The sequence below is a fragment of the Methylobacterium tardum genome, assembly GCF_023546765.1.
GTDB classification, from domain to species: Bacteria; Pseudomonadota; Alphaproteobacteria; order Rhizobiales; family Beijerinckiaceae; genus Methylobacterium; species Methylobacterium tardum.
The window spans coordinates 4,834,131-4,856,364 of the sequence record NZ_CP097484.1; the positions used below are offsets into that span (position 1 = coordinate 4,834,131).

General features: G+C 71.3%; 21 protein-coding genes. 11 read left to right on the top strand and 10 right to left on the bottom strand.

The features are described 5' to 3' along the window. The first annotated feature begins 398 nt into the window (after positions 1-398). Both M6G65_RS23140 and M6G65_RS23145 read left to right on the top strand, forming a co-directional pair. Complete coding sequence (locus M6G65_RS23140) at positions 399-998, top strand: PAS domain-containing protein (RefSeq protein WP_238197663.1); 600 nt, start codon at positions 399-401, stop codon at positions 996-998. A 203-nt stretch (positions 999-1,201) separates the two neighbouring features. After that, positions 1,202-1,840 (top strand): PilZ domain-containing protein, encoded by a 639-nt coding sequence (locus tag M6G65_RS23145; RefSeq protein WP_192710176.1) that lies wholly within the window; start codon positions 1,202-1,204, stop codon positions 1,838-1,840. 34 nt (positions 1,841-1,874) lie between these two features. Here M6G65_RS23145 and M6G65_RS23150 read toward each other — a convergent pair whose 3' ends face one another. Continuing rightward, complete coding sequence (locus M6G65_RS23150) at positions 1,875-2,456, bottom strand: SCO family protein (RefSeq protein WP_238197665.1); 582 nt, start codon at positions 2,454-2,456, stop codon at positions 1,875-1,877. A 104-nt stretch (positions 2,457-2,560) separates the two neighbouring features. Then, positions 2,561-3,058 (bottom strand): PRC-barrel domain-containing protein, encoded by a 498-nt coding sequence (locus M6G65_RS23155; protein WP_238197666.1) that lies wholly within the window; start codon positions 3,056-3,058, stop codon positions 2,561-2,563. Between the two features lie 180 nt (positions 3,059-3,238). Here M6G65_RS23155 and M6G65_RS23160 point away from each other — a divergent pair, with 180 nt between their 5' ends. The 4 genes from M6G65_RS23160 to M6G65_RS23175 all read left to right on the top strand — a co-directional run bounded on the left by M6G65_RS23160 (position 3,239) and on the right by M6G65_RS23175 (position 6,398). Beyond that, positions 3,239-3,688, top strand: a complete 450-nt coding sequence (locus M6G65_RS23160) for a tRNA (cytidine(34)-2'-O)-methyltransferase (protein WP_192710179.1) — start codon at positions 3,239-3,241, stop codon at positions 3,686-3,688. A gap of 198 nt (positions 3,689-3,886) precedes the next feature. After that, positions 3,887-5,314 carry a protein adenylyltransferase SelO gene (locus M6G65_RS23165; RefSeq protein WP_250102935.1) on the top strand — a complete coding sequence of 476 codons (1,428 nt, stop codon included), beginning with the start codon at positions 3,887-3,889 and terminating at the stop codon, positions 5,312-5,314. Between the two features lie 481 nt (positions 5,315-5,795). Next, complete coding sequence (locus M6G65_RS23170; protein ID WP_250102936.1) at positions 5,796-6,023, top strand: hypothetical protein; 228 nt, start codon at positions 5,796-5,798, stop codon at positions 6,021-6,023. A gap of 18 nt (positions 6,024-6,041) precedes the next feature. After that, entirely contained in the window at positions 6,042-6,398 is a 357-nt protein-coding gene (locus M6G65_RS23175; RefSeq protein ID WP_238197670.1) for a hypothetical protein, read from the top strand. On the opposite strand, the gene M6G65_RS23180 is transcribed toward M6G65_RS23175, so the two are convergent. From M6G65_RS23180 to gpmI, 3 genes are all read right to left on the bottom strand, one after another. Continuing rightward, positions 6,334-7,275, bottom strand: a complete 942-nt coding sequence (locus tag M6G65_RS23180; protein ID WP_250102937.1) for a GNAT family N-acetyltransferase — start codon at positions 7,273-7,275, stop codon at positions 6,334-6,336. The genes M6G65_RS23175 and M6G65_RS23180 overlap by 65 nt on opposite strands. A 260-nt stretch (positions 7,276-7,535) precedes the next feature. Continuing rightward, positions 7,536-8,951 (bottom strand): lipopolysaccharide biosynthesis protein, encoded by a 1,416-nt coding sequence (locus tag M6G65_RS23185; protein ID WP_250102938.1) that lies wholly within the window; start codon positions 8,949-8,951, stop codon positions 7,536-7,538. A gap of 132 nt (positions 8,952-9,083) precedes the next feature. Next, positions 9,084-10,595, bottom strand: coding sequence for a 2,3-bisphosphoglycerate-independent phosphoglycerate mutase (gene gpmI / locus M6G65_RS23190; protein WP_238197721.1), 1,512 nt, complete (start codon positions 10,593-10,595; stop codon positions 9,084-9,086). Between the two features lie 437 nt (positions 10,596-11,032). On the opposite strand from gpmI, the gene M6G65_RS23195 reads away from it, so the two are divergent. Both M6G65_RS23195 and M6G65_RS23200 read left to right on the top strand, forming a co-directional pair. Then, the gene (locus tag M6G65_RS23195) at positions 11,033-11,308 is read left to right on the top strand and encodes a hypothetical protein (protein WP_238197676.1); all 276 of its coding nucleotides are present in this window, start codon (positions 11,033-11,035) and stop codon (positions 11,306-11,308) included. Between the two features lie 157 nt (positions 11,309-11,465). Next, entirely contained in the window at positions 11,466-11,804 is a 339-nt protein-coding gene (locus M6G65_RS23200) for a hypothetical protein (RefSeq protein WP_238197678.1), read from the top strand. Here the strand turns inward: M6G65_RS23200 and M6G65_RS34070 are convergent. The 5 genes from M6G65_RS34070 to M6G65_RS23220 all read right to left on the bottom strand — a co-directional run bounded on the left by M6G65_RS34070 (position 11,779) and on the right by M6G65_RS23220 (position 17,045). After that, entirely contained in the window at positions 11,779-12,072 is a 294-nt protein-coding gene (locus M6G65_RS34070) for a hypothetical protein (protein ID WP_373323824.1), read from the bottom strand. The two genes, M6G65_RS23200 and M6G65_RS34070, sit on opposite strands and share 26 nt — an antisense overlap. Before the next feature lie 37 nt (positions 12,073-12,109). Further along, positions 12,110-12,232, bottom strand: a complete 123-nt coding sequence (locus tag M6G65_RS33555) for a hypothetical protein (protein WP_284042359.1) — start codon at positions 12,230-12,232, stop codon at positions 12,110-12,112. Positions 12,233-12,790: 558 nt separating this feature from the next. Beyond that, positions 12,791-15,283 (bottom strand): two-component system VirA-like sensor kinase, encoded by a 2,493-nt coding sequence (locus M6G65_RS23210; protein ID WP_250102939.1) that lies wholly within the window; start codon positions 15,281-15,283, stop codon positions 12,791-12,793. Next, positions 15,280-16,281 carry a cytochrome-c peroxidase gene (locus tag M6G65_RS23215; protein ID WP_238197683.1) on the bottom strand — a complete coding sequence of 334 codons (1,002 nt, stop codon included), beginning with the start codon at positions 16,279-16,281 and terminating at the stop codon, positions 15,280-15,282. The genes M6G65_RS23210 and M6G65_RS23215 overlap by 4 nt, the downstream gene beginning before the upstream one ends. Positions 16,282-16,283: 2 nt before the next feature. Next, a complete protein-coding gene (locus M6G65_RS23220) occupies positions 16,284-17,045 on the bottom strand; it encodes a response regulator (RefSeq protein ID WP_238197685.1) in 762 nt (253 codons plus the stop codon). Positions 17,046-17,872: 827 nt separating this feature from the next. On the opposite strand from M6G65_RS23220, the gene M6G65_RS23225 reads away from it, so the two are divergent. The 3 genes from M6G65_RS23225 to M6G65_RS23235 are packed head-to-tail and all read left to right on the top strand — an operon-like array spanning position 17,873 to position 21,266. Next, entirely contained in the window at positions 17,873-19,141 is a 1,269-nt protein-coding gene (locus M6G65_RS23225; RefSeq protein WP_238197687.1) for a glycosyltransferase, read from the top strand. Then, positions 19,132-20,412: a Bcr/CflA family efflux MFS transporter gene (locus tag M6G65_RS23230; protein WP_238197689.1), complete on the top strand. Its 1,281-nt coding sequence runs from the start codon at positions 19,132-19,134 to the stop codon at positions 20,410-20,412. The genes M6G65_RS23225 and M6G65_RS23230 overlap by 10 nt, the downstream gene beginning before the upstream one ends. Further along, positions 20,409-21,266, top strand: coding sequence for an alpha/beta fold hydrolase (locus M6G65_RS23235; protein WP_238197691.1), 858 nt, complete (start codon positions 20,409-20,411; stop codon positions 21,264-21,266). Before M6G65_RS23230 ends, M6G65_RS23235 begins: the two co-directional genes overlap by 4 nt. Positions 21,267-22,234 lie beyond the last annotated feature (968 nt).

Consider the following 22,234-nt stretch of genomic DNA (forward strand, 5'->3'; position numbering starts at 1 on the left):
ACACGGGCACGCGGCTCTGCCGCGGGAAATCGGGGAGGCATCCATCGCGGCACCATGTCGGGGCTGTGGCCGGCGGGGCAAGTCCCGGCGACGTATTGAATCTGCCGGATGAGAACGGCGCCCGTGAACTTTTCGGCTCCTATCGGGCGGCCCCGGCCAAGCTGGTTGTAAAGTTCGGTGGCTTCGCGCAGGTCTCTCGCCGGACACGTCGTTGATTCGATCCGCAATGCCTCAGGCGCCGGCCCTGAGCTCGATGCAGCACCGCAGGCGCGTCTCAGCCCGGGCGGCACGGCCCATGCGCCCTGCCGCCGCGAGCGCCCGGATCGACCGGCCACAGCCTCGCGGATGTGCCAGAATGATCCAGGGATCAAACACAGGCGTTTAGAGTCGGGACACCGATGAAGCATCCCACCAGCCGCATGCTCCACGCCTACTGGGAGCGATTGCGCGGAGAGCGCGCCGCGCCGGAGCGCGCCGAGATCGAACCGGGCGAGATCCGCCACCTCCTCGCCGACAGCCTGATCCTGGAACTCGACATGGCCGCTCGCTCGGCCACGATCCGGCTCGCCGGCACACGGGTCTGCGCCTTGTACGGGCGCGAATTGAAGGGCGAGGCTTTCGCCCGGCTCTGGGGCTCGCAGGCTCCGGACCCTTGGCGGATCGTCGAGATCGTCGCCAGCGACACGCTCGGCGTGGTGGCGGGCCTGCGCGGCACCAACGGAGCCGGCGAGGCGGCGGATCTCGAGCTTTTGCTCCTGCCGCTGCGCCACCGCGGTCGCACGCAGGTGCGCGCCCTCGGCGCGCTGAGCCTGGACGGCACGCCGCACTGGATCGGCCTGCGGCCGCTGATGCAGGCGGAGACGACGTCGCTGCGCATCCTGCCCAGCCGCCGCCCCGAGGCTGCGGTGCCCGCGCGGCCGGCCGTCCGGACCGCAACCAGCTACCCGGGCCCCGTGCGCCGCGGACACCTCCTCGTGCATGCCGGCGGGCGAGCCTGAACGCCGGCCTGCCGCGAGACGAAACCGATTCCGGAGGCCGGCTACCTGACGTTGGCCGCGTTGGGCCGCCGGCGGGTCCGCCTGGACCCGCCCGGCAGCGGGCCGCGCGATGTCCGGACATCCTCAGAGAGTGGAAAATGGTTTCGTAACAGTCTGTGGCTAGCCTGCGGCCACGATTACGACGGCGCAGGACCAATCTCAGGATGATCGCGGTCGACGCCTTTGCTGGAACCAGGCTACACGAAGCGCTCCGACCGGCGCGCGGCGCCGCCGACCAGCGTCGTCACCAACGTGTCCGGATCGCCGTGCTCGGCCGCTACATGCTGGCCGACCGTCGGGAATACCCCTGCCAGACCGTGGACATGTCGCCGGGCGGCGTGCGGCTGACCTGCGCGGTGCAGGGCGAGGTCGGCGAGCGCGTGGTGCTCTACCTGGAACATATCGGCCGGATCGAGGGCATCATCGCCCGTCACTGCCCGGACGGTTTCGCAGTTCAGCTCAACGCCACGCCGCGCAAGCGCGATAAGCTCGCCTCCCAGCTCACCTGGCTGGCCAACCGGGAGATGCTGGGGCTGCCGGAAGGGCGGTCCCACGAGCGTCTCGTGCCGATCCAGGCGGCGGTGATCCTGCGGATCGACGGCGACCACGAGGTCAAGGCCCGGCTCATCGACATCTCGATGTCGGGCGTCGCGATCGCCTGCCCGCTGACCCCGCCTCTGGGCACGCCCGTGACGGTGGGCAGCACCCCCGGGCGGCTGGTGCGCTACTTCGAGGGCGGCTTCGGCGTGCAGTTCCTGCTGCCGCTCTCCCCCGACCGCTTCCATGCCGGGATGACCCTGTAGGGCGCCCGCGCAAGACCGTTCCGCGAAAGTCGGCTCAGATCTTCTTGGCGAGCTGCGCGGCCGTATCCGCCGCCGGTCGCGACAGGTCCAGGGCGCCGAGGAAGCGGTTCTGCCCGTCCATCACGTAGACGATGGCGGTGTGCTCCATCGTGTAGTCGCCGTCCTTGCCGGGCACCTTGCGGGCATAGGCGCGATAGGCCTTCTCGGTGGCGGCGACCTGCTCGGCGCTGCCGGTGAGCCCGGTGATGCGCGGGTCGAAGCTCGACAGATAGGTCTTCAGGCTCGCCGGGTCGTCGCGCTCCGGATCGACCGTGATGAACGCGACGCGCATCCGTTCGGCCTTCGGTCCCAGAGCAGCCAGCACGTCTGAGACCTGCTGCAGGGTCGTCGGGCACACGTCCGGGCAATGGGTGAAACCGAAGAACACGAGGTGCGTCGCGCCGGTGAAGTCACGCTCGGTGACCGTGCGCCCGTCCTGGTCGATCAGCGTGAACGGGCCGCCGACGCCGGGCACACCCACCGGTGCCCGGTCGGGCATGAACGCGAACACCGCCGCCCCGGTGATGCCGACAAGGCCGAGGCAGAAGGCGAGAAGCGGGATGAGGGCGCGGCGCATGTGACGGTTCCGACCTCCGTGCGGCGGTTGGCACAGCACGGAACGGCGCGCGGACGCAAGCCGGCGCGGCGCCGCCGGCACTCATACGTGGCTGGCGCGGCCCGTCAGGGCTTCGCTGCGGGCTCGCCCGCGGGGCTCGCCGGGGCGGCGCCCTTCGGCGGCTCCTTGCCCAGGTAGACGTATTCCGGCGCGGCGCGCAGCTGATCCTTGGTCGTGTCGATGCGCGCCTGGAGCGTCTTGTCGTCGGCCCGGTTAAGCTTGAGCACGGACGGATCGACCGCGACATATTTCGAGCCGATCCCCAGGAAGCCGCCGACGCCGATGATCCAGGCCTTCACGGCTCCCTTCTGGTCGAGGACGAAATCGGCGATCTGCCCGATCGTCTCGTTGGCGCCGTTGACGACGCTCGAGCCGATCAGCTTGCTGGCGACCATGTCGTCGGGTGTCTGGGCCACGAAGGTCGGGCGCAGGTTGTCGGCCATGGTGGCGGGCTGGCCGGGCACCGGGGTCGCGGCGCTGCCGCTGTCCGGGCCGGCATTCTGCGCCGAGGCTGTGGCGAGGCCGGCCAGCAGCAGGGCCGAGGCGAGGAGCGGGGTGCGCATCGGATCAGGTCTTTCGGACGTCGGGCCGCGAACGGGGTGGCGCCGCCTTAAGGTTCCGGCGGGCCTTAAGTTCCGCGCCTCCTCACCGGGTCCGCGGGACCGGCACGGCGCTTTGCCGGCTGCGTAGCGCCGCCGCGGGTCTTTGACGACGCGGCTCCGGCCGCCCACAAGGCGGGCACCATGCTCCGCCTCGCCCTCTACCAGCCCGACATTCCCCAGAACACCGGCACGATGCTGCGCATGGCCGCCTGCCTCGGGCTCGCCGTGGAGATCGTCGAGCCGGCCGGCTTCGACGTCTCGGACCGCCACCTGCGCCGCTCCGGCCTCGACTACCTCGACCACGTGGCGATCACCCGGCACCGCTCGTTCGCGGCCTTCGAGGCTTGGCGGGCCGAGGCCGGGCTGCGGCTCGTGCTCGCCACCACGGCGGGCGCCCTGCCCTATACGGACTTCGCCTTCCGCCCCGGCGACTGCCTGATGGTCGGACGGGAATCCGCCGGCGTGCCGGAGGCGGTGCACGCGGCGGCCGACGCCCGGGTGGTGGTGCCGATCCGGCCGGGCCTGCGCTCGCTGAACGTCGCGGTGGCGGCCGCGATGATCGCCGGCGAGGCGCTGCGGCAGACGGGCTGACCGTCGCCGACGAACAGCGCGCACGACGACGGCCGCCCGCCGCCCCCGCCGGCGGAGCGAAGCAACCCGGGGCAACCCGGAATCGGGGTGCCGGCTGGATCGCCACGCTCCGCTGGCAAAACGGGATCGGCAACGGATCCCGTTCCGCCGGCTTGGTAGAACGAGGTCCACCTTCCGACCGGAGAGACGCGCCGCCGCATGGACGACACCGCCTTCAAGCCCTCGCGACGCCACGCCGATCTCGGGCCCGCCTTCTTCGACCGCGTCACGCCGGCCCGGTTCCCGCAGACCATCCTGCGCTACCGCAACCAGGCCTGGGCGGAGCGGGTCGGCCTGGGCGGCCTCTCGGAAGCCGAGTGGCTCGCCCATTTCGGCCGGTTCGAGCCCCTGCCCGGCAGCTTCGAGACACCGCTGGCCCTGCGTTACCACGGCCACCAGTTCCGCGCGTACAACCCGGATCTCGGCGACGGCCGCGGCTTCCTGTTCGCGCAGGTCCATGACCTGGCGGACGGGCGGCTCCTCGATCTCGGCACCAAGGGCAGCGGGACGACGCCCTGGTCGCGCGGTGCCGACGGCCGGCTCACCCTGAAGGGCGGCGTGCGCGAGGTGCTGGCGACCGCGCTTCTGGAGGCGCAGGGCGTCTACACCTCCAAGAGCTTCAGCCTGATCGAGACTGGCGAGGACCTCGCGCGCGGCGACGAGCCCTCACCGGCGCGGTCCTCCGTGCTGGTGCGCCTGTCCCACGGGCACATCCGCATCGGCAGCTTCCAGCGTTTCCTGGCCTTGGGCGAACCCGACAACATCGCCCGGCTCCTCGACCACACGATCGAGACGCACCGGCCGGAGCTCTGGCGCGACAGCCTGGAGGACCGGGGCGTCGCCTTCCTGGAGGACGTGGTCGTCCGGGTCGCCCGGCTGGGGGCGCAATGGGCGGCGGCGGGCTTCGTCCACGGGGTGCTGAACACCGACAACATCAACGTCACCGGCGAGAGCTTCGATTACGGGCCCTGGCGCTTCCTGCCGCATTTCGACCCGGACTTCACCGCCGCGTATTTCGGCGAGACCGGGCTCTACAGCTTCGGCCGCCAGCCGGAGGCGCTGTTCTGGAACCTCGCCCGGCTCGCCGACTGCCTGCTGACCCTGGCGCCCCAGGCGCGGCTGGAATCCGCCCTCTCGGGCTTCGGGCCGGCCCTGCAGGAGGCGTTCGCGGCAGCCCTGTTCCGCCGGCTCGGGCTCGCCGAGGCGCCGCGACCCGAGACCGACCGGCTGGTCTCCGCGGTCTGGCGGTTCCTGGCCGAGAGCCGGGCGCCGTTCGAGCGGTTCTTCTTCGACTGGTACGGCGGCACGGCGAGCGCCGCGCGCGCCGAGGCCGGCCCGGCCGAAGCCCACTACCGGTCCGAGGCCTTCGCGCCGGTGCGGGCCGCGCTGGAGCCGCTCGCGCCGGTGGCCGGCGCGCGGCTCGACCATCCCTACTTCGCGGCGGCGCCCTGCACCCTGCTGATCGGCGAGGTCGAAGCCCTGTGGGCGCCGATCGCCGCGGCGGATGACTGGTCCTTGTTCGAGGCCAAGCTCGCCGCGGTGGCCCGGATGGCCGAGGCCTGCGGCACGGCGCCGGCCTCGATCTGAGCCGCCTCATCGGCCAGCCGCTGCCGCTCCTCGGCATAGCCCCCCGCGATGGCGAGATCGACCAGCCGCCGCGTCAGCCGGAAGGCCAGCCAGAACAGGGCGAGGCAGAGAAGGGTCGCAGCAGCGGCCTTGAGCGGGTCCAACGGGTTCTCCGGTGATCTCTCCTCGGTCGGGGCCGCCCTCATAGAGCCCTGACCGGCCGCGGGGCAATTGGACTTCCGCTCAAGCCCGGCCTGAATCCGATAGGGGTCCAAGCCCGGGAGCGGCCGCGCGCACCGTCCTTGCGAGCGAAGCGAAGCAATCCCGCAGCCCCACGATCGGGCCTGTGGCGCGTCCCTGAGTCGCTTCGCTCCGCTCGCGATGACGGTGGTGTTGGGCGCGTGCCGGGCATACGGGCTGCGCTGGACCGGATCGTGGTATGCCGCGTCCCGGCCGGACAGCCCGATCCGGCACTGAAAGCCCCTCGATCAGGCGGATACCCTTGCGCGAGACCTTCCATATCGAAGTCCTCGGTCCAGAACCCGACGAGATCCAGACGCGGATCTCCGTGCGGGTCGGCAGCCTGGAGAGCGCGCAGGAGCGGGCACTGCGCCTGTTCGCCCGCGCCCGGGTGCCGCAGCGTTCGGGCGAGCCGGCCCAAGCGGTCCGGGTGATCGACGGCGCCGGCCGGGAGGTGTTCTATCGCACGCGCTTCGGCGAAGGCGATTGAGGCGCTGAGAGGCCGGCCATGCGCACAGCCCTGATCCTGCCGGTGCTCGTGCTGGGGGCCGGCGCGCTGTTCCTGCGCAGCTACACCCTGCCACCGGCACCCGACCGGCGCGGCGGCACCACGCTCCTGCTGACTTGGCCGAACCGGCCGGTCTTCGGCAGTCCGCGCGCCGCCTGCCTCGCGGCCCCGGCGGATCAGCCGGTCCTGCCCTGCCTGATCACGTCCGTCTCCCGGGCGCGCGACGATGGGTTCACGCTGCTGCAGCTCCCGTTCTGCGCGACCTGCTACGACCTGTCGGGCCGGATCGCCGTCATGGGGCGGGACGCGGCGGCGACGCGGGCGCGGCTGGAGCAGATCGCCCGGTTCGGCTGGTGAGGCGCGCCCGGGCCACGCTTTCGCGGGCCCGCTCCAGCCTTCGGGCCACCGGGAACAGGGGATCGCGCCCGGCCTCGATCAGGAGATGGGCGATTGGCCGGCGCTCCGTCCAGAAGGTGGAGCCGAGGGCGAAGTCCGGCGGCGCGCATGAATCGATCCGGTCGATCCCCCACGCACCGGAGAGCACCGCCTCGGTCAGGCGATGGACGAGCTGGACACCGGGGGCGGCCTCCGGTTGCGCCTCGTCGTGGGCGATCTTCAGGACCCAGGCCTCGGCTCCGGTGACCGGCACGATGGCGGCGGCGAGCGTCCGTTCCCCCCGGCGCAGGCGGACGACGCGCACCGCGCCCACCGCGCCGAGATCGGCCAAGGCAGCGCGCAGGAACGCGGCCTCCTCCGGCCTCTGCCCGAGGCCCGTACCGGCTCGGCCTTTCCACCCGGCCGCCTCGAGGCCGACATAGGAATCCAGGGCGGCCTCGAGGTCGGCGGGCGCCTCGAGGATCTCGAACAGGACCGGGCCATCCGCCTCCAGGAGCGCCCGGGCGCGGCGCAGCTTGCGCCGACGCGGCCCGGAGAGGTGATCAAGATAGGCGTTGCGGGCCTCCGGTGCGTGCGCCGTGAGGTCGAGCAGCCCGCGCGTGTGGGGCCAGTAGGCGGCGCGGCGCGGAGTGCAGGCCGCGAGAAGATCCATCAGCGGCCCGTCCGCGGGTGCATTCGGCCAGTACAGCCGCGGCGGCAGGCCGAGCGCCCGCGGGGCGGCGAGCAGGGCCGCCAAGGCACCCACCGGGTCGGTCCCGTCGAGGAGCGGCGCGCCGAAGGGGCAGTAGCCGTGGGTCCAGCCCAGCAGCAGCGGCAGCGGCACCCCCAGCGCCGCCACGAGACCCGGAACGGCCAGGCCGCGAGGAGCCGCGCCCCCGGCTGTTCGGGAGGCCGGTCAGCGACGAGCAGGAGGCGCACCCCCGCGCCGAAGGCACCGCCGGCCGCGAGGGCGTAGCCCGCCTCGTAGAACGGGTTCCGGACCCGGGCCGCGGCGCCGAGCGCCCGCCAGGCCGGGATCCACGGCATCGCCGGGTCGAGGGGGCGGTGTGCCGCCACGAGGCCGGAGGCAAGGGTGGCGGTTTCCGGCATGGCGGCCCGTCAGGCGGCGAGCCGGTGGCGGATCGCGCCGGCGAAGCCGAGCACGTCGTAGCGCCACGCGGTCGCCCCCGCGGCGGCCGCGAGAAGAACCAGGCGCAGCCCCTGCCCGGGGACCATCAGCCCGCCCGGCATCAGGCCGATCCCGGCCATCACGGCGCCGCAGGCGAGCGCGATTCCGGCGATCCCGGCCATGTCGGCGAGCGGCAGCGGCATCGTCGTGCCGGCCCGGCGGGCGCCCAGCACCAGGACGAGGCAGGCCGCGCTCTGCCCGCCCGCGAAGGCGAGGGCCGCCCCGGTGGCGCCCAGCGCCGGGATCAGCAGGAGCGAGAGGACGGCCACGGTCGCCAGCGTGGCGACGGCCGCCGCCGCCTCGAGCCTGCTGGTCCTCGTGAAGTAGATCACCTGCCCGAAGTAGTAGGCGCGGAACATCATCAGGATGCTCGCCAGAACGAGCACCGGGGCGAGCTGCTGAGCCTCGGCCCGGTAATCGGGCCCGAGGAGCACCGCCACCACGATATCGCCGAAGCACAGGAAGAACACGGCCCCGAAGGCGGCGATCAGCGTCATGGCCCGGGCGGCATCGCTCAGCACCCGCGCGGCCGCCGCCATGCCGCCCGCGCGGGCATCGCGCTTGGCGATCGAGATCAGCGACAGGGCGATCGCCTCGCCGAACACGATGAAGCTTTGCCGCAGGAAATCGGCGAGGGCGCCGTAGGCGCCGAGCCCTGCCGGTCCAACCGTGTGGGCGATGATCAGCCGGTCGAGGCTCTGGGCAAGTGCCGCCGTCCCGAAGGAGAGCACCAGCGGCCAGCCATAGGCGAACAGGCGCAGGGCCTCGGCCCGGCTGCCGCGGCCGGGCATCATCGGCGCGATGGTGGCGGCGGCCGGGAGCGCGGCCAGCGCGTTGGCGGCGGCCACCGCGAAGGCGAGGTGCAGCGGGTCGGCCGAGAGGTGCAGAGCCGCGCTGCCGAGGACAAGGATCAGAACCGCCCGGCTCATCACCGAGGCCGCCACGGCTCCGGCCTGCAGGCGCGTGCGCGCGATCTCGGTCGAGCCCTCGAACAGGGTCGTGCCGAAGGCCAGGGCCAGGATCGCGGCGGCCATCCGGGCCGGCATCAGCCCGAGGCCGGCGGCCAGGGCGCTGCCGAGGCCGGCGAGCAGCAGCGTGCCCCCCAGGATCCGCACCACCGTGCCGACCTGCGCGGGCTCGCGCGCCTCATCGTAGAGGGCGAAGAACGCGAATTTCGGCCACTGACAGGTCGCCCCGTAGAGCACCAGCGCCCACGACAGGACGTACAGGTAGGTGCCGTAGCTCTCCACCGGCGCGAGCCGCGTGAACACCGCCACGGAGGCCATGTTCAGGGCGGCCGCGAAACCCCGCGAGCCGACATAGATCAGGCTGTGCCGGGCGATCATGTCCTAGGATCGGTCAGACGCACGACGACCTCGCACCGCTCTGGGACGCACCGGGTTCATGGCGGGACGTCTCCCAGGGCGCACACGCATGGCAGCCGGGGCGGTGCAGGCCGCGTGCCGCCGACCCGGCCCTCAGCGACCGCCCGCCGTCCGGATCAGCGACCGCCCGGTCATCTCGGCCGGCTGGTCGAGGCCCATCAGGTCGAGGAGCGTCGGTGCCACGTCCGCCAGCCGGCCGTCGGCCAGGGACGTCCCCGCCCGGCCGACCAGGATCGCCGGCACCGGGTTGAGGGTGTGGGCGGTGTGCGGCTCGCCGGTCTCCGGATCGCGCATCATCTCGCAATTGCCGTGGTCGGCAGTCACGAGGAGGGCGCCGCCCTGCTTGGTCACCGCGTCGACCACCCGGCCCAGGCAGGTGTCGACGGTCTCCACCGCCGTCACGGCGGCGGCGAGGCTGCCGGTATGGCCGACCATGTCGGGATTGGCGAAGTTCAGGATGATCAGGTCGTACCGGCCCGAGCCGATCGCCTCCACGGCCCGGTCGGTGAGTTCAGGCGCCGACATCTCCGGCTGCAGATCGTAGGTCGCGACCTTCGGCGAGGGCACCAGCACCGCGTCCTGGCCCTCGAAGGGCGCCTCGCGGCCGCCGTTCATGAAGTAGGTGACGTGCGGATATTTCTCGGTCTCGGCCATGCGCAGCTGCGTGCGCCCGGCCCGCGACACGGTCTCGCCCAGCCCGTTCGGCAGGTCGAGGGGCCCGAACAGGGTCTCGGCGAAGGCGTCGATCTCGACACTGTACTGCACGATCCCGAGGGCGGCGGCGAACCGGACGGTCCGTGCCCGGGAAAAGCCCGCGAAATCCGGGTCGAGGAGCGCCTCCAGGATCTGCCGGGTCCGGTCGGCGCGGAAGTTGAAGCTCAGGATGCCGTCGCCGTCCCGCATCCCGGCATAGTCGCCGATGATGGCGGGCTGCATGAACTCGTCGGAGACGTCCTGCGCGTAGGACGCGGCGATCGCCTGACCGGCCCGGTCGAAGCGGGTTCCGCGCGCGTCGACCAGGGCGTCGTAGGCGGTCTGCACCCGCTCCCAGCGCCGATCGCGGTCCATCCCGAAGTAGCGGCCGCACAGGGTGGCGATGCGCGCGCCCTTGGGCAGCGCGGGCCCCACGGCGGCCACGCAGGTGGCGGCCGAGCGGGGCGGCATGTCGCGCCCGTCCGTGAAGCCGTGCAGACAGACCGGGATGCCGGCCGCCGTCAGCACGCGCGCCAGCGCCACCGCGTGATCCTGGTGGGCGTGGACGCCGCCCGGGGAGAGCAGGCCGACGAGATGGCAGGTGCCGCCCGACGCGCGCAGGGCCTCGATGAACCGGATGAAGGCCGGGTTCGCGGCCAGCGAGCCGTCGGCCACGGCGGCGTCGATGCGCGGCAGGTCCTGCAGGACCACGCGGCCCGCGCCGATATTGAGGTGGCCGACCTCCGAATTGCCCATCTGCCCTTCGGGCAGGCCGACATCGGCGCCGAAGGTGCGCAGCTGCGCCCGCGGGCGCTCCCGCATCAGCGCGTCGAAGACCGGCGTCTTGGCTTGGTGGACGGCGTTATCGGCGACCTCGTCCCGGAGTCCCCAACCATCGAGGATCACGAGCATCACGGGACGCGGGGCACTCTCGGGCACAGTCACGATTCTCCTGGACTTGGGCGCGCCGCGCGCGGCCGGCCTCGTGCGCGTGTCGATAATCGGCTTGACCGCGCGAGACTACAGCCGGGAATGTGGAATCGACGACGGCTGCGCGCCGGCGTCAGGCGTCCGACAAGCCCATGACGCCTCGGGAGCGCCGATCGGTCCGGCCTCTGACGAAGCAACGGCGACACCCCACCGTGTCGGGGATGTTTGACAGTGCCATGAAGTCTCGACATCTCGACTCCTGTGCCAACCGGCGGAAAGGACGACAGTAATCACCCTGAGGCGCAACCTGGACGATTGGCGCGCGGACTGAGAGCATGCTAGGTCCGTCAGATCATCTTGACGGAGATGCGCGCGTCGTGCCGCCCACAGAGTCCGCCAACCCAGAGACGAGCACGAACTTGGCGCTCGATATGGTCGGTCGCGCTTATCTGGCCCTGGCCCTGCTCTACGAGACGGCGCATCCGGGCGAGTTCACCGAGGTCCAGCAGAAAATCCGCACCTTCGTCCAAGACAATTTCCGCATCATCGAGGAAACGAGCCGGAGCGAAACGCTCGGCGCCGACACGGTCGCGGGCGCAAATCGTCTCGTCAACAGCGTCCTCGCCGAGGTGGAGAACAGGATCGCTACGATGGTTCGACCGTCCCGACACGGGCGTGACCAAACGGTTATTTGATCTCGGACGCCAAAATTGGCGGATATTACGTTCTATTTACGGAATTATGAAAGAATTACACGCGAATAAGGCACAGTCACTGTCTTATCCAAAAGTATCGACAGTCTTAATAGGGCATGTTACCCGATAGGGGGACGGAAATAAAATCATAAGCGCGATGATGGACGGCGATGATTGGAACCGAAACGCGCCCAGCGACAATGTCGCGCTCGAGGTCCTTGTCCGGGCCTATCACGCCCTTGCGGTGGTCTACGAACTGTCCAATCCTGGCGCCTACGCGGTGCTTCACGGCAAGATGATGCCCTACCTGCTGGATAGCTTCTGCCAGGATGCGCAGAATCCGGCCGGTCCTTACCCGGCCGAGGCGGTCGTGACGGCCCTGGAACGCGTCCGCTGCGCGCTGGACGACGTCCGGTCCGATGTCGCGGCCGTCCGGGACGGCGCCGACGCGGGTGCCCGCAAGGAGGCGCCTATCGCGTCGCGAAGGCGAGGCTGAGCGCGGCCTTGGCGACGAGGCCCGGGCTCGCGAAGGCGTCGAGATACGGCCGGTAGCGCTTGTCGAAGACGTTCTGAACGATGAAGTTCGCCTTGCGGCGGCTGTCGATGTCGTAGGTCGCGAAGAGGTCCAATAGCCCGTAGGCCTTGGTGATGCGCCGCGCCGCGCCGGCGGGCAGGCCCTCGGCCGAGCGCGCCCGCAGATAGTCGACATTCGGCTTCTCGCAGACGGCCTCGGCCGGATAGAGGCTGGTCGAGTCGACCGCCACGGTCAGAGCCGATACGCAGCGCGCTCCGCGGGGGCGGCTACCGGAACAGGGGCAGGCCGGCACCGATGATGACGAGACCGAGCACGATCAGGCCGCCGCCCGCGCTCTCCAGGGTCGCCTGCTGAACCGAGCGGCGCGGAGCCGCCGGCGAGCACCGCACCCGAGAGCAGGCAGAACACACTCAGGATGGTCATGGCAGGTGCCCCGGCGCCCAGGCTGAACGCCCGCAAGAGCGTGGAAACACCGAGGTTGCCCCCGCATCCTTTAAGGAATGCCTCCTGCGGCGCGCGCGAGCCCCGGTCCGCAGAGACGGCGCGGTCAGGACAGGACGACGAAGCGCTGCGCCGTCACGTCGGCAACCCGGGCGGCGGCGTCGGAGCGCCGATCGCACAGCCACGCCCGCCCGGGCCATCTGGAGGAATCATCGGGCGGGCGTGGAGATCGGCACACATCCGACCGGCCGAGACTACGGAAGATCGAAGACCCGGTCTCTCACCTATGCGGGAAATCGAGGCCCTTTCGGGCATCCACGCTCGCCCGTCAGTCTGGGGGGATGGCTTCGGGGCGAGCGTGGCGGTCGAGAGGAGACTCGACGCACCCCGGAAGCAAGACTTATGCATCCACGCCCGCCGCCGACCCGAGGGCGTTGGGAGCGGCTGCCGGGTCTGGACGGTCGCTCCGCCTCGGCAACCGCATGGCGAGACTCCGCCAGCAGCCGCTAATGCGACGCCGCCCGGTTCTCGACCGCCTTGCGCCGAGGCGAGGTGCCACGCGTTTCGGAGCCCAGGTGTCGCCGCAGCGTGAGCGCCAGTGCGGTCGAACGCCAGGGTCGGCGCGCAACGTCGGCGATGGGGATGGCTGAGAGAACTTCCGGCCGGACCGTGTCCGCGGCCGACAGCGAGAGCACGATCGGACGATCCACGATCCGGGCGGCGCGGCGGGCGAAGGCGAGGCCCAGAGGACCCGACGGTCGGTTCTCGACGATCAGCAGGTCGAAGCGCCCCGGCTCCGCGCGCAGGGCCGTCAGCGCCGCTTCCGGGTCCGTGTAGCCGATCGGCTCGTAGCCCAAGGCCGCCAGCGTCTCCTCATCCTCCTGCACCGCGGAGCGCGCACCGCCCACGATCATCACGGTGCCGCCGGCGGCCGAGTCGCCGGGCTCGGTCTGCGGGCGGACGGGCAACCACACCTCGAACGCGCTGCCCACCCCCGGTTCGCTGCGGACGTGAAAGGCGCCGTCCTGTTCCTGGACGAACTCGAAGGCGGTGGCGAGCCCGAGGCCGGTGCCGGCCGGACGGGTGGTGAAGAACGGCTCGAAGATCCGCGCGAGCGTGGCCTCGTCCATCCCGCGACCAGCGTCGACCACGCGGATCCGGACGTGGTCGCCGGGGCACAGCTCGCCGTGGGAGAGCGTCCGCCGCTCGGCGAGGCGGACGCGTTCGAGCTGCACATCGATCGCCTTGCCCGGATCGGAAGCCTGGATGGCGTTGCGGATCAGGTTATGGACCACCTGCTGCAGCTGCGCCGGCTCGCCGTCGGCGACCGCGCCCTGGGCAGCCCCGGTCAGGCGGATCGCGGCCCGGTCGGCGGTCGAGGTCCGGATCTGGGCGACCGTCTCGGCGACGACCGCATCGACGTCGCTCGTGCTCTGCGTCGCACCGCCCCGACGACCGTAATCGAGAATCTGCCCCGCGATCTCGTGCGCCCGCCCGCCCGCCTGAACCAACAGATCGATCTGCTTGGCAGCTCGGTGCGGATCGGCCGGCAGGGCGTCGGCGGCGATCTCGGCGTGGCCGAGCATGACGTTGAGCACGTTGTTGATGTTGTGCGCCACGCCGCTGGCGAAGATCCCGATCGCTTCGAGCCGTTGCGCGCGCCGGAGGGTCGTCTCGATCTCGCGGCGCTCGGCCCAGACGTGCTGGCGCTCCAGGGCGGCCCCGAAGCTGTCAGCGACAACCTGCAGAAGGCCGCGCGAGTGCCGCATCCAAGGCGGCAGGGTGCTCCGCGTGCGCTCGAAGCACAATACGCCGACGATTCTTTCCCCTCGGCGCAGGCGCGCGCATGTGAGCGTGGTGACGCCACGTTGCGCGAGAGCTTGAATCAGGGCCGGAGGTCCAATCCGCTCCGCCGTTTCGACAAAGATATGATCGTCTGGAGCAGCGATAAGATCCGGTACCAGGGCACGTTGTGCATCCGGCCATCCGCGGGGAGCCGGATGGCCCGGCCGGTTCCACAGATGCGTTGCGTTGGTGCCGTCGAGCATGAGGACGTAGCAATGATCCGTGTTCGCCCCTTCTCCCACGATGGCCATGGCATCGACGATGTGCGCCTCGATCTGATCGGGCTGGCTCGCAAGGAAGAGGTTGTTGGCTTGCGCCACGACGGCTTGGAATACGATGGTCCGGCGTAAGATCATGGTGCCGGCCCGCATCAACAGGCCGACCCGCACCACCAGGGCCACCAGGGCCAGGGCCGCCGCGTAGAGCGCGAGGCGGAACCCGTCCGCGCGGACCTGTCTCTGGTCCTTCAGAGCGCGGCGCGCCTCCAGGAGAGCCTGACGCGCCGGCTCACTCGGCGAGGCCGGCAGGGAGCGGGTCACGGTGTCGACCTGCGGCAGCAGTTCGAGGAGCTGGCGCCCGTGCAGGACGATGGCGGCGATGTCCGCTCCCCGACCCGCCGGATGGCTGACCGCCGCCAGGGCGTCGAGCCGGGCGCGGATGTCGTCGAGGCGCCTCGGACTGGACTCCCGGGCGAGTTCCGAGACCCGGATCTGCAGGGCGGCGACCGCCCGGGCAAGCCAGGGATCGATGTCCGGCTCGGACAGGCGGTCGCTGAGGGAATCGAAATAGGCGATCGAGTTCTGCACGAGGGCGTTGCCGGTCTTGAAGCGCTCGACCATCTGCGCCTCGCGGTTCATCGCCTCGGCGAGGGCGCGCACCTCGCGATCGTCCGGCCCGCTTGCCGCCCGTATCGCGGCGAGCGCCGCCTGCATCTCCCGGAGATGGGTGACGATCGGATCGTAGTTGCGCAGGAGTCCGGTCCGCGCCCGGAGCACGTCGTGCTGCATCCGGGATTCGGCGAGCGCGAGGGCGTCGATCGTGCGCTGGGTCTGCACGTAGGCGGCGTCCATCTCGCCCTTGCCGTTGATCATCAGCCACGTGAGCAGCCCGGCCAGAAGCACCCCGAGCACGGCGGCCTGCGCGGTCAGCCTCATGGCTGCGGCGCGGCGCCGGGCGCGTTCGGGGCCGTGAGGGGACGTCCCGCGTAGGAGCCGGTGAGCGTCCCGAGGAACGCCACGATCGCGGCGGTCTGCGACGGCGTCAGCTCCCGGCCGAGCTGCGCCCGGGCCATGAGCCGCACCGCCTCGGGGAGCGTGGCGACGCCGCCATCGTCGAAATACGGCGCCGTGACCGCGACGTTGCGCAGGCTCGGCACCCGCAGCACCTCGGCGGCCTTGTTGGGGATCGCGACGAAGATCCCGACCTTCTCGAACAGGTTGCCGCCGACATTGACGCCCTGGTGGCAGGCCGCGCAGCCGATCCCCCGGAACAGATCGTAGCCCGCCCGCTCCGCCTCGGTGATCGCGTGGACGTCGCCGCGCAGCCAGCGGTCGAAGCGGCTGTCCGGGGTCAGCAGGGTGCGCTCGAAGCTGTTGATCGCGTCGATCACCGACTCCTGGTCGGCCGCGCGCCCGTAGGCGGCCTGGAAGAGCGGGGCGAGCACCGGGTCGCCGCGGACCGTGTCGAGGATCCGGGGCCAGGAGCCGCCCAGGAACTCGGGCCGCGTCAGGGCGAGCTCGGCCTGCTCGTGCAGGCTCGGGATGTCGCCGGCCCAGCCCAGGCGGAAGCTCAGCGCCGCGTTGAAGGCCGTGGGCGTGTTGCGGGGCACCGGCGTGCCATCGGTGGTGAGATTCCGGGCAACCGCGCTCGCACCGTTGCTGCGGATGTCGTGGCAGGTGATGCAGGCCCGGTCGCCCCGGCGCGACAGCCGGGTGTCGGTGAACAGCATCCGGCCCAGGGCGGCCCGGTCGGGATCCGCCCCGAGGCTGCTCGGGACCGGCGTGATGACGTCCATCGCCTCCACGGCGTCGGCGGGCCGCGGGCCGCCGGCCGGCTGCTCCTGGGCGCGGGGCGGCAGGATGGCCAGGGCGCTGCCGACGAGGCCGGCCCCGAGAGCCGCCGCGAGGGAACGGGCGAGGCGCGGCGGGGCCACGGCTAAAGCTTCTCGACCGGCACGGCGAAGACGTAGCCGATGCCGCGCTCGGTGACGATCAGGCGCGGCGCGCTCGGGTCCGCCTCCAGCTTGCGGCGCAGCCGCAGGATCTGGACGTCGATGCTGCGGTCGAACACGTCCTCGTGGACGCGCGTGGCCTGCAGGAGCTGCTCGCGGCTCAGCGGGCGCTGGGGCGCGTCGAGGAAGGCCACCAGCAGGGCGTACTCGCCCTTGCTGAGGGCGACATCCGCGCCGGCCGGGTTGGCGAGGCGCCGCCGACGCCGGTCGAGCACCCAGCCGTCGAAGCGGCTGCGGTGGGAATCCTGGGCCCGGGCCGGGGCGGGCGCGACCTCGGCCCGGCGCAGGATGACCCGCACCCGCGCGAGCAGCTCGCGCAGCCCGTAGGGTTTGACGAGGTAATCGTCGGCGCCGAGTTCGAGGCCGATCACCCGGTCAATCTCGTCCCGGCGGTGGCCGGTGGTGATGATGACCGGAAGATCGCTCTTGGCGCGCAGGTCGCGCAGCAGGTCGAGACCGTTCTCCGAGCCCAGCCGCAGGTCGAGCACGACGAGGTCGAAATCATCCTCCGCGAGCCGCTTCTCCGCCTCCGCCCGGTTGATCGCCGGGGTGACGTCGACGTCGTGGTCAGCGAAGTGGTCCGAGACGATGCGCTGCATGCCCGCATCGTCCTCGATGAGGAGAATGCGGGTCGTGCCGGGACGCGCATTCCGACCCTGACCCCGGTCCAGACTGGGTTCGATCATGGCCACCTCCGGTTCGCGGCAGCCTGCCGCGACGGCACGATCTCGATGCGCCGGCTCGCGGAGCGGGAGCGCCGCCCCGATCGGGGATATCGCCGACCGGGTGACCTTCGCGTCCATCGCCGACCCATCCCGGCGGCCCATCGCGGCGCGTCCGGACGTCGGGCCTTGCACGGTCGCGTTGATATCACGGCCCCCAAAGGATTGCGCCCTTCGTATTGTGCGGGGCAACACAATACGAGCATTCGCACCGGACATGGCTGGTCCGGACAAAGAAAATTGGCACTGTTACCGCTGTAACCGGAACCGATGCACCCCGAAATAGGGATGTAATCTGCAAATACCAGGGTCATTCTCTCGCAATAGAGAGGCGACCATGACTGACGCCGCAATCTCCGATGTGCGCCAGAATGGCGGACGGTACGCGCTCAAATCACGATCAGCGCGCGGTAACGCCGTAGCTGATCTTGCGAAACGATCGGGATTTTGGTCGCGGGAGCGGGCCGGCCCGGCTTCAGCGTCTGACGCACGGGGCCGATCGGCGCGTCGCGGCCTCGGTCGGTGGCTGCTGGAGGGATTGGTGGTCAGCTTCGCCTACGGCGGCTGCATCCACAACATTCATCCGGACTATGTCGACTTCCTGCGCGATCTAAGCAGACCGCCCGAGTCATAAATATAAAACTCGCAAGGCTACTTAATCTTCTAGATCAACAAACAGATCCATATCCAAATCTTATCACCAAATAACTCAACGCCGATCCCCGAGAAAGCGCTCGAATACAGTCCGTCCGATGGGCCCGACTGCGCGATCAGATTGGGAAACACAGTCCATGTCGCTCAATGTCCTCTGCATCTCGTGGGGAACCACGGGCAATCTCAGCCCCGTGCTCACGGCGGCCCGGCAACTGAACCGGGCGGGGCACCAGCCGCGCGTCATGGCCGATCCGGTGATGCGCGGCGAGGTCGAGGCTGCGGGCTTCCCGTTCATCGGGTGGCGCCGGGCCCCGACCGGCAGCGATGCCGATCCGGCCGACTTCTCGGATCTGGCCGATTGGCTGCGCCAGACCATGTTCGCTCCGGCGGGCGCCTACGCGGCCGACACCCTCGACGAGATCCGCCGCCTCCCCACCGACGCCGTCTTGAGCCTCGATCTGCTGCCCGGCTGCGCCCTGGCGGCCGAGGCGGCCAGCCTGCCGCACGCGGTCCTGTCGCCGCATATCAGCATCCGCCCGCTGCCCGGCATGCCGCCCGCCGCGAGCGGCCTGACGCCGCCGCAGAATGCCGAGGAGCGGGCCGTGGTGGACGCGGCGACCGACGCGATCGTGTCGGCCATGGAGCAGGGTCGGCCGGCGCTCAACGCCGCGCGGCGCGCCTTCGGGCTGCCGCCGGTCGCCAGCGCCTTCGCCCATTTCGATCGCGCCGACCGCGTCCTCCTGGCCGTCAGCCGCACCTTCGACTTCGACACCGAGGCGCTGCCCGCCAATTACCGGTACATCGGGCCCCTGCTCGACGCGCCGGGCTGGTCCCGCGGGGCGCTGACCACGTGGCCCGGGGCGCGCCGGCCGCGGATCCTCGTCGCCGGCAGCACCGGCGCCCAGAACCAGACCGACCTCCTGCGGCGGGTCGCGCGGGCGCTCGGGACGATCGAGGCCGAGACCGTCCTGACCACCGGCCCCCATGTCGGGGCGGAGGAGCTCGCCGCCCCGGACTCCATCCGGGTCGTGGCGGCCGCCTCCCATGACGCCCTCATGGCGGAAGCCGATCTGGTGGTGTGCCAGGGCGGTCACGGCACCGTCAGCCGGGCGCTCCTGCACGGCGCGCCGCTGCTGGTGATCCCGCTGGCCCGCGACCAGACCGACAACGCCGCCCGCATCGCCCTGCGCGGCGCCGGCCTGCGCCTGCCCGCCGGGGCGAGCGAGGTCGAGATCGCGGCGGCCGCCCGCCGGATCCTGGCGGAGCCGGGCTTCCGCACCGCCGCCGCGGCCCTCGGCGCGGCCGTGCGGGCGGATCTCGACGCGAACGGGCTCGTCCGCGAGATCGAGGCGATGACGGCGGCGCATCGCGGCGCCGCCCGGGTCGGAGATCGGCTTTGGGCCTGATCCGGGCCGCCGCCGTGCCGGCGCATCCGCGCATCCGCCCCGGCTCGGCCGCCTTCTCGGCGCTGCTCGGGCTGCTGGCGGCGCTCCCCACCTTCGGGATCGACATGATCCTGCCGAGCCTGTCGGACACGGCCGCCGCGCTGAATGTCCCGCCCTCCGCGATGGGCGCGGCCATGGGCGCCTACCTGCTCGGCCTCGGGGGGGCGCTGCTGGTCTACGGTCCGGTCTCGGACCGCCTGGGCCGCAAGCCCGCCATCGCCTGCGGCTGCCTGCTCCTGATCGGCGGCAGCCTCGGCTGCGCCGCGGCGCGGACGCTGCCGCACTTCCTGCTGTTCCGGGCCCTCCAGGGCATCGGCGCCGCCGGCCCCGGCATGGCGGTCCTTGCGATGGTGCGCGACCTGTTCGAGGGCGAGGCGGCGCGGGCCCGGATGTCGTTCGTCGTCCTCACCATCAACGTGGTGCCGATGATCGCCCCGACGGTGGGCGCGGGGCTGATGGATCTCGGCGGCTGGCGCCTGATCCACGCCGCGCCGATCGCCGCCGCCGTGGTGGCGCTGGCGGCGATCCGGCACATCGACGAGCCCCTGCGGCGCGTCCTGGCTCCCGGGCGGGCGGCGACCGGCATCCTACGCGGCTACGGCCGGATCCTGGCGAGCCGGGTCTTCCTCGGCTACGCCCTGTGCAACGCCGCGGCGGCGGGCGCGGTGTTCGCCTACATCACCGGCTCCGCGCTGGTGTTCATCGACGCCCTCGGGTTTCGTCCGCTGACCTACGGGCTGGTCTTCGGGGCGAGCTCCCTGTCGGTGATGGGCGGCGCGTTCCTGAACGGCCGCCTCGCGGCCCGGAGCATCGGGCCGTCGCGGGTGATCGGCACCGGCCTCGCCCTGGCGACCGCCTCCGCGGCGCTCCTCCTCGGTGCCGCCCTGGCCGGGCCTCCCGCGGCCCCACCGGTAATCGCCGCGATGGTCGGCGTCGCCCTGGCCTTCGGCCTCGTCTCGCCGAACGCCATGCACGGCGCCACGGAGCTCAGCCCGGATGCGGCGGGCGCGGCGAGCGCCGTCGCGGTCTTCCTGCAGATGGGCGGCGCGGCCCTCGCGAGCGACCTCGTGGCCCGGTTCTTCGACGGGCGGTCCGCCCTGTCGATGGCCACCGTGATGCTCGGATGCAGCCTCGCCGCGGCCGCCGCCCAGGCCGGCCTCACGCGCCCGGCCGACCGGCGATCCCCCGCCCCCTTCCCGTCCCCCGCTCGACAGCACGGAGAAACCGCATGATCTTCGACCCGCCCCCGTGGCAGCCCGTCCACCTGACGCGCGACGGCGCCAAGCTCGCCCATATCGAGGCCGGACCGCTCACGCCCGAGGGGCAGCCGCTCCTGTTGATCAACGGCTGGACCGGCGATCACGGCATCTTCACGCCGCAGATCCGGCACTTCTCGAAGACCCGCCGGGTCGTGGCGGTGGACCTGCGGGGTCACGGCGCCAGCGATGCGCCCGAGCAGGACTACACGATGGCGGGCTTCGCCGACGACATCGCGTGGCAAAGCCGGACCCTCGGCTTGGTCAAGCCGGTCGTCATCGGCCACAGCCTCGGCGGCGCGGTGGCCCTCGAGCTGTGCGGCCGCCATCCCGACCTCGCCGCCGGTCTCGTGATGATCGATACGATCGTCCTGCCGTCACCGGATGCGGCCGGCAGCCCCGAGATCGAGGGGCTGCTGGCGGGCGTCGGCGGCCCGGATTACCGGGCCGTCGTGCGCGAGATGGCCTGGTCGATCGGCTGCGACTACGACCACCCGGCGCGGCGGCAGGCACTCTTCGACACGTTCATCCTCGGCCCCTGCCTGAGGACACCCCAGCACGTGGCCTATTCGGCGCTCCGCAACATGATCCGGCACCACGACCCGGTGCCGGCTGCGCGCGCCTGCCGGATTCCCATGGCCTACATCTCGGCGGACGTGCCCCTGGTCGAGGCGGCGCGCGACCTGGAGTTGCTGCGCGAACTCTGCCCGCAGGTCGTCACCGCCAAGACGCTGCTCGCGGGCCACTTCAACACGATCGAGGTGGCCGAGCAGGTCAACGCGATGATCGAGCGCTTCCTGGCGGTCGGCCTGCGGAGCCGCGGGCGATAGCCGCGCCCTGCGGAAGGCGAGGCTCCGGTGGCGGCGCGGACCGGCGCGCCCGGCTCACTCCGCCACTGAGGGATGGATGGTCACGCCGCGTCTCCGAAGAGGAGCGACGCCCGCTTCTTCCCCTCGTGGCCAAGGGTTGCACATCGGGTGATTGTCATCTCCCGTTTGAGACAGCCTCTCCATCTTCTTTTCTCTATCGCCGCATCTCCGCGTCATCCCGGGGCCGCGCAGCGGAGCCCGGGATCCAGACACGCCGACGCGGCAAGACCTTGCGCTGAGAGCGGTTCTGGGTTGCCCGCCTCCGGCGTGCCCCTCCGGGTCCGGGCTCGCCTGCGGCGCCCCGAAATGACGGGCTCACTCAACAGGCACATGCCATCGACAGGCAGATAAATTTTTTCACGCTTATCGCGTGTAGCCCTCGTGGGCAGGCTCTGAAGGTGGGGGTGGAGCAGAACGCACAAGGTGGAACCGCAAACCCGCATGTAGGCGGGACATCGAGCCACATGCGGCACCGGAGGCGGTGCCACAACCGGACTGACAGCACCGCCAGCGCGCACCGATCAGGCGTCACCGCGATCTGCCGCCACCGATCCCGTCCTGGCCGGACCGATCACCCAGGAGGCGCCGCGCCGATGTGATGACCTGGAGCGTCTGAGAGCTCAGCTGCTCCGCACGTGCCCGCCGCTCGTAATCCCGCAGGCGCAGGACAAGATCTTCGTCACGCACGACCCCGTGATCCAGACCGCCGATCACAGACTCGGTGATCGTCCGCCTCAACAACGTCTCGAAGACGTCGTCCGTATCCGCCCACCCTTCAACCATGAGGACTTCTCCTTTCGTGAAGCGGAGCCTTTCTTGATGGGCCGGGTTACGGCTTGATTTCAGAACATCTGACGCACGAAACGCAGCGCGCCGGACGTGTCCGCGCGCACATCCCGGGAGGATGGCTCTTCCGCCCGCCGGCGCTT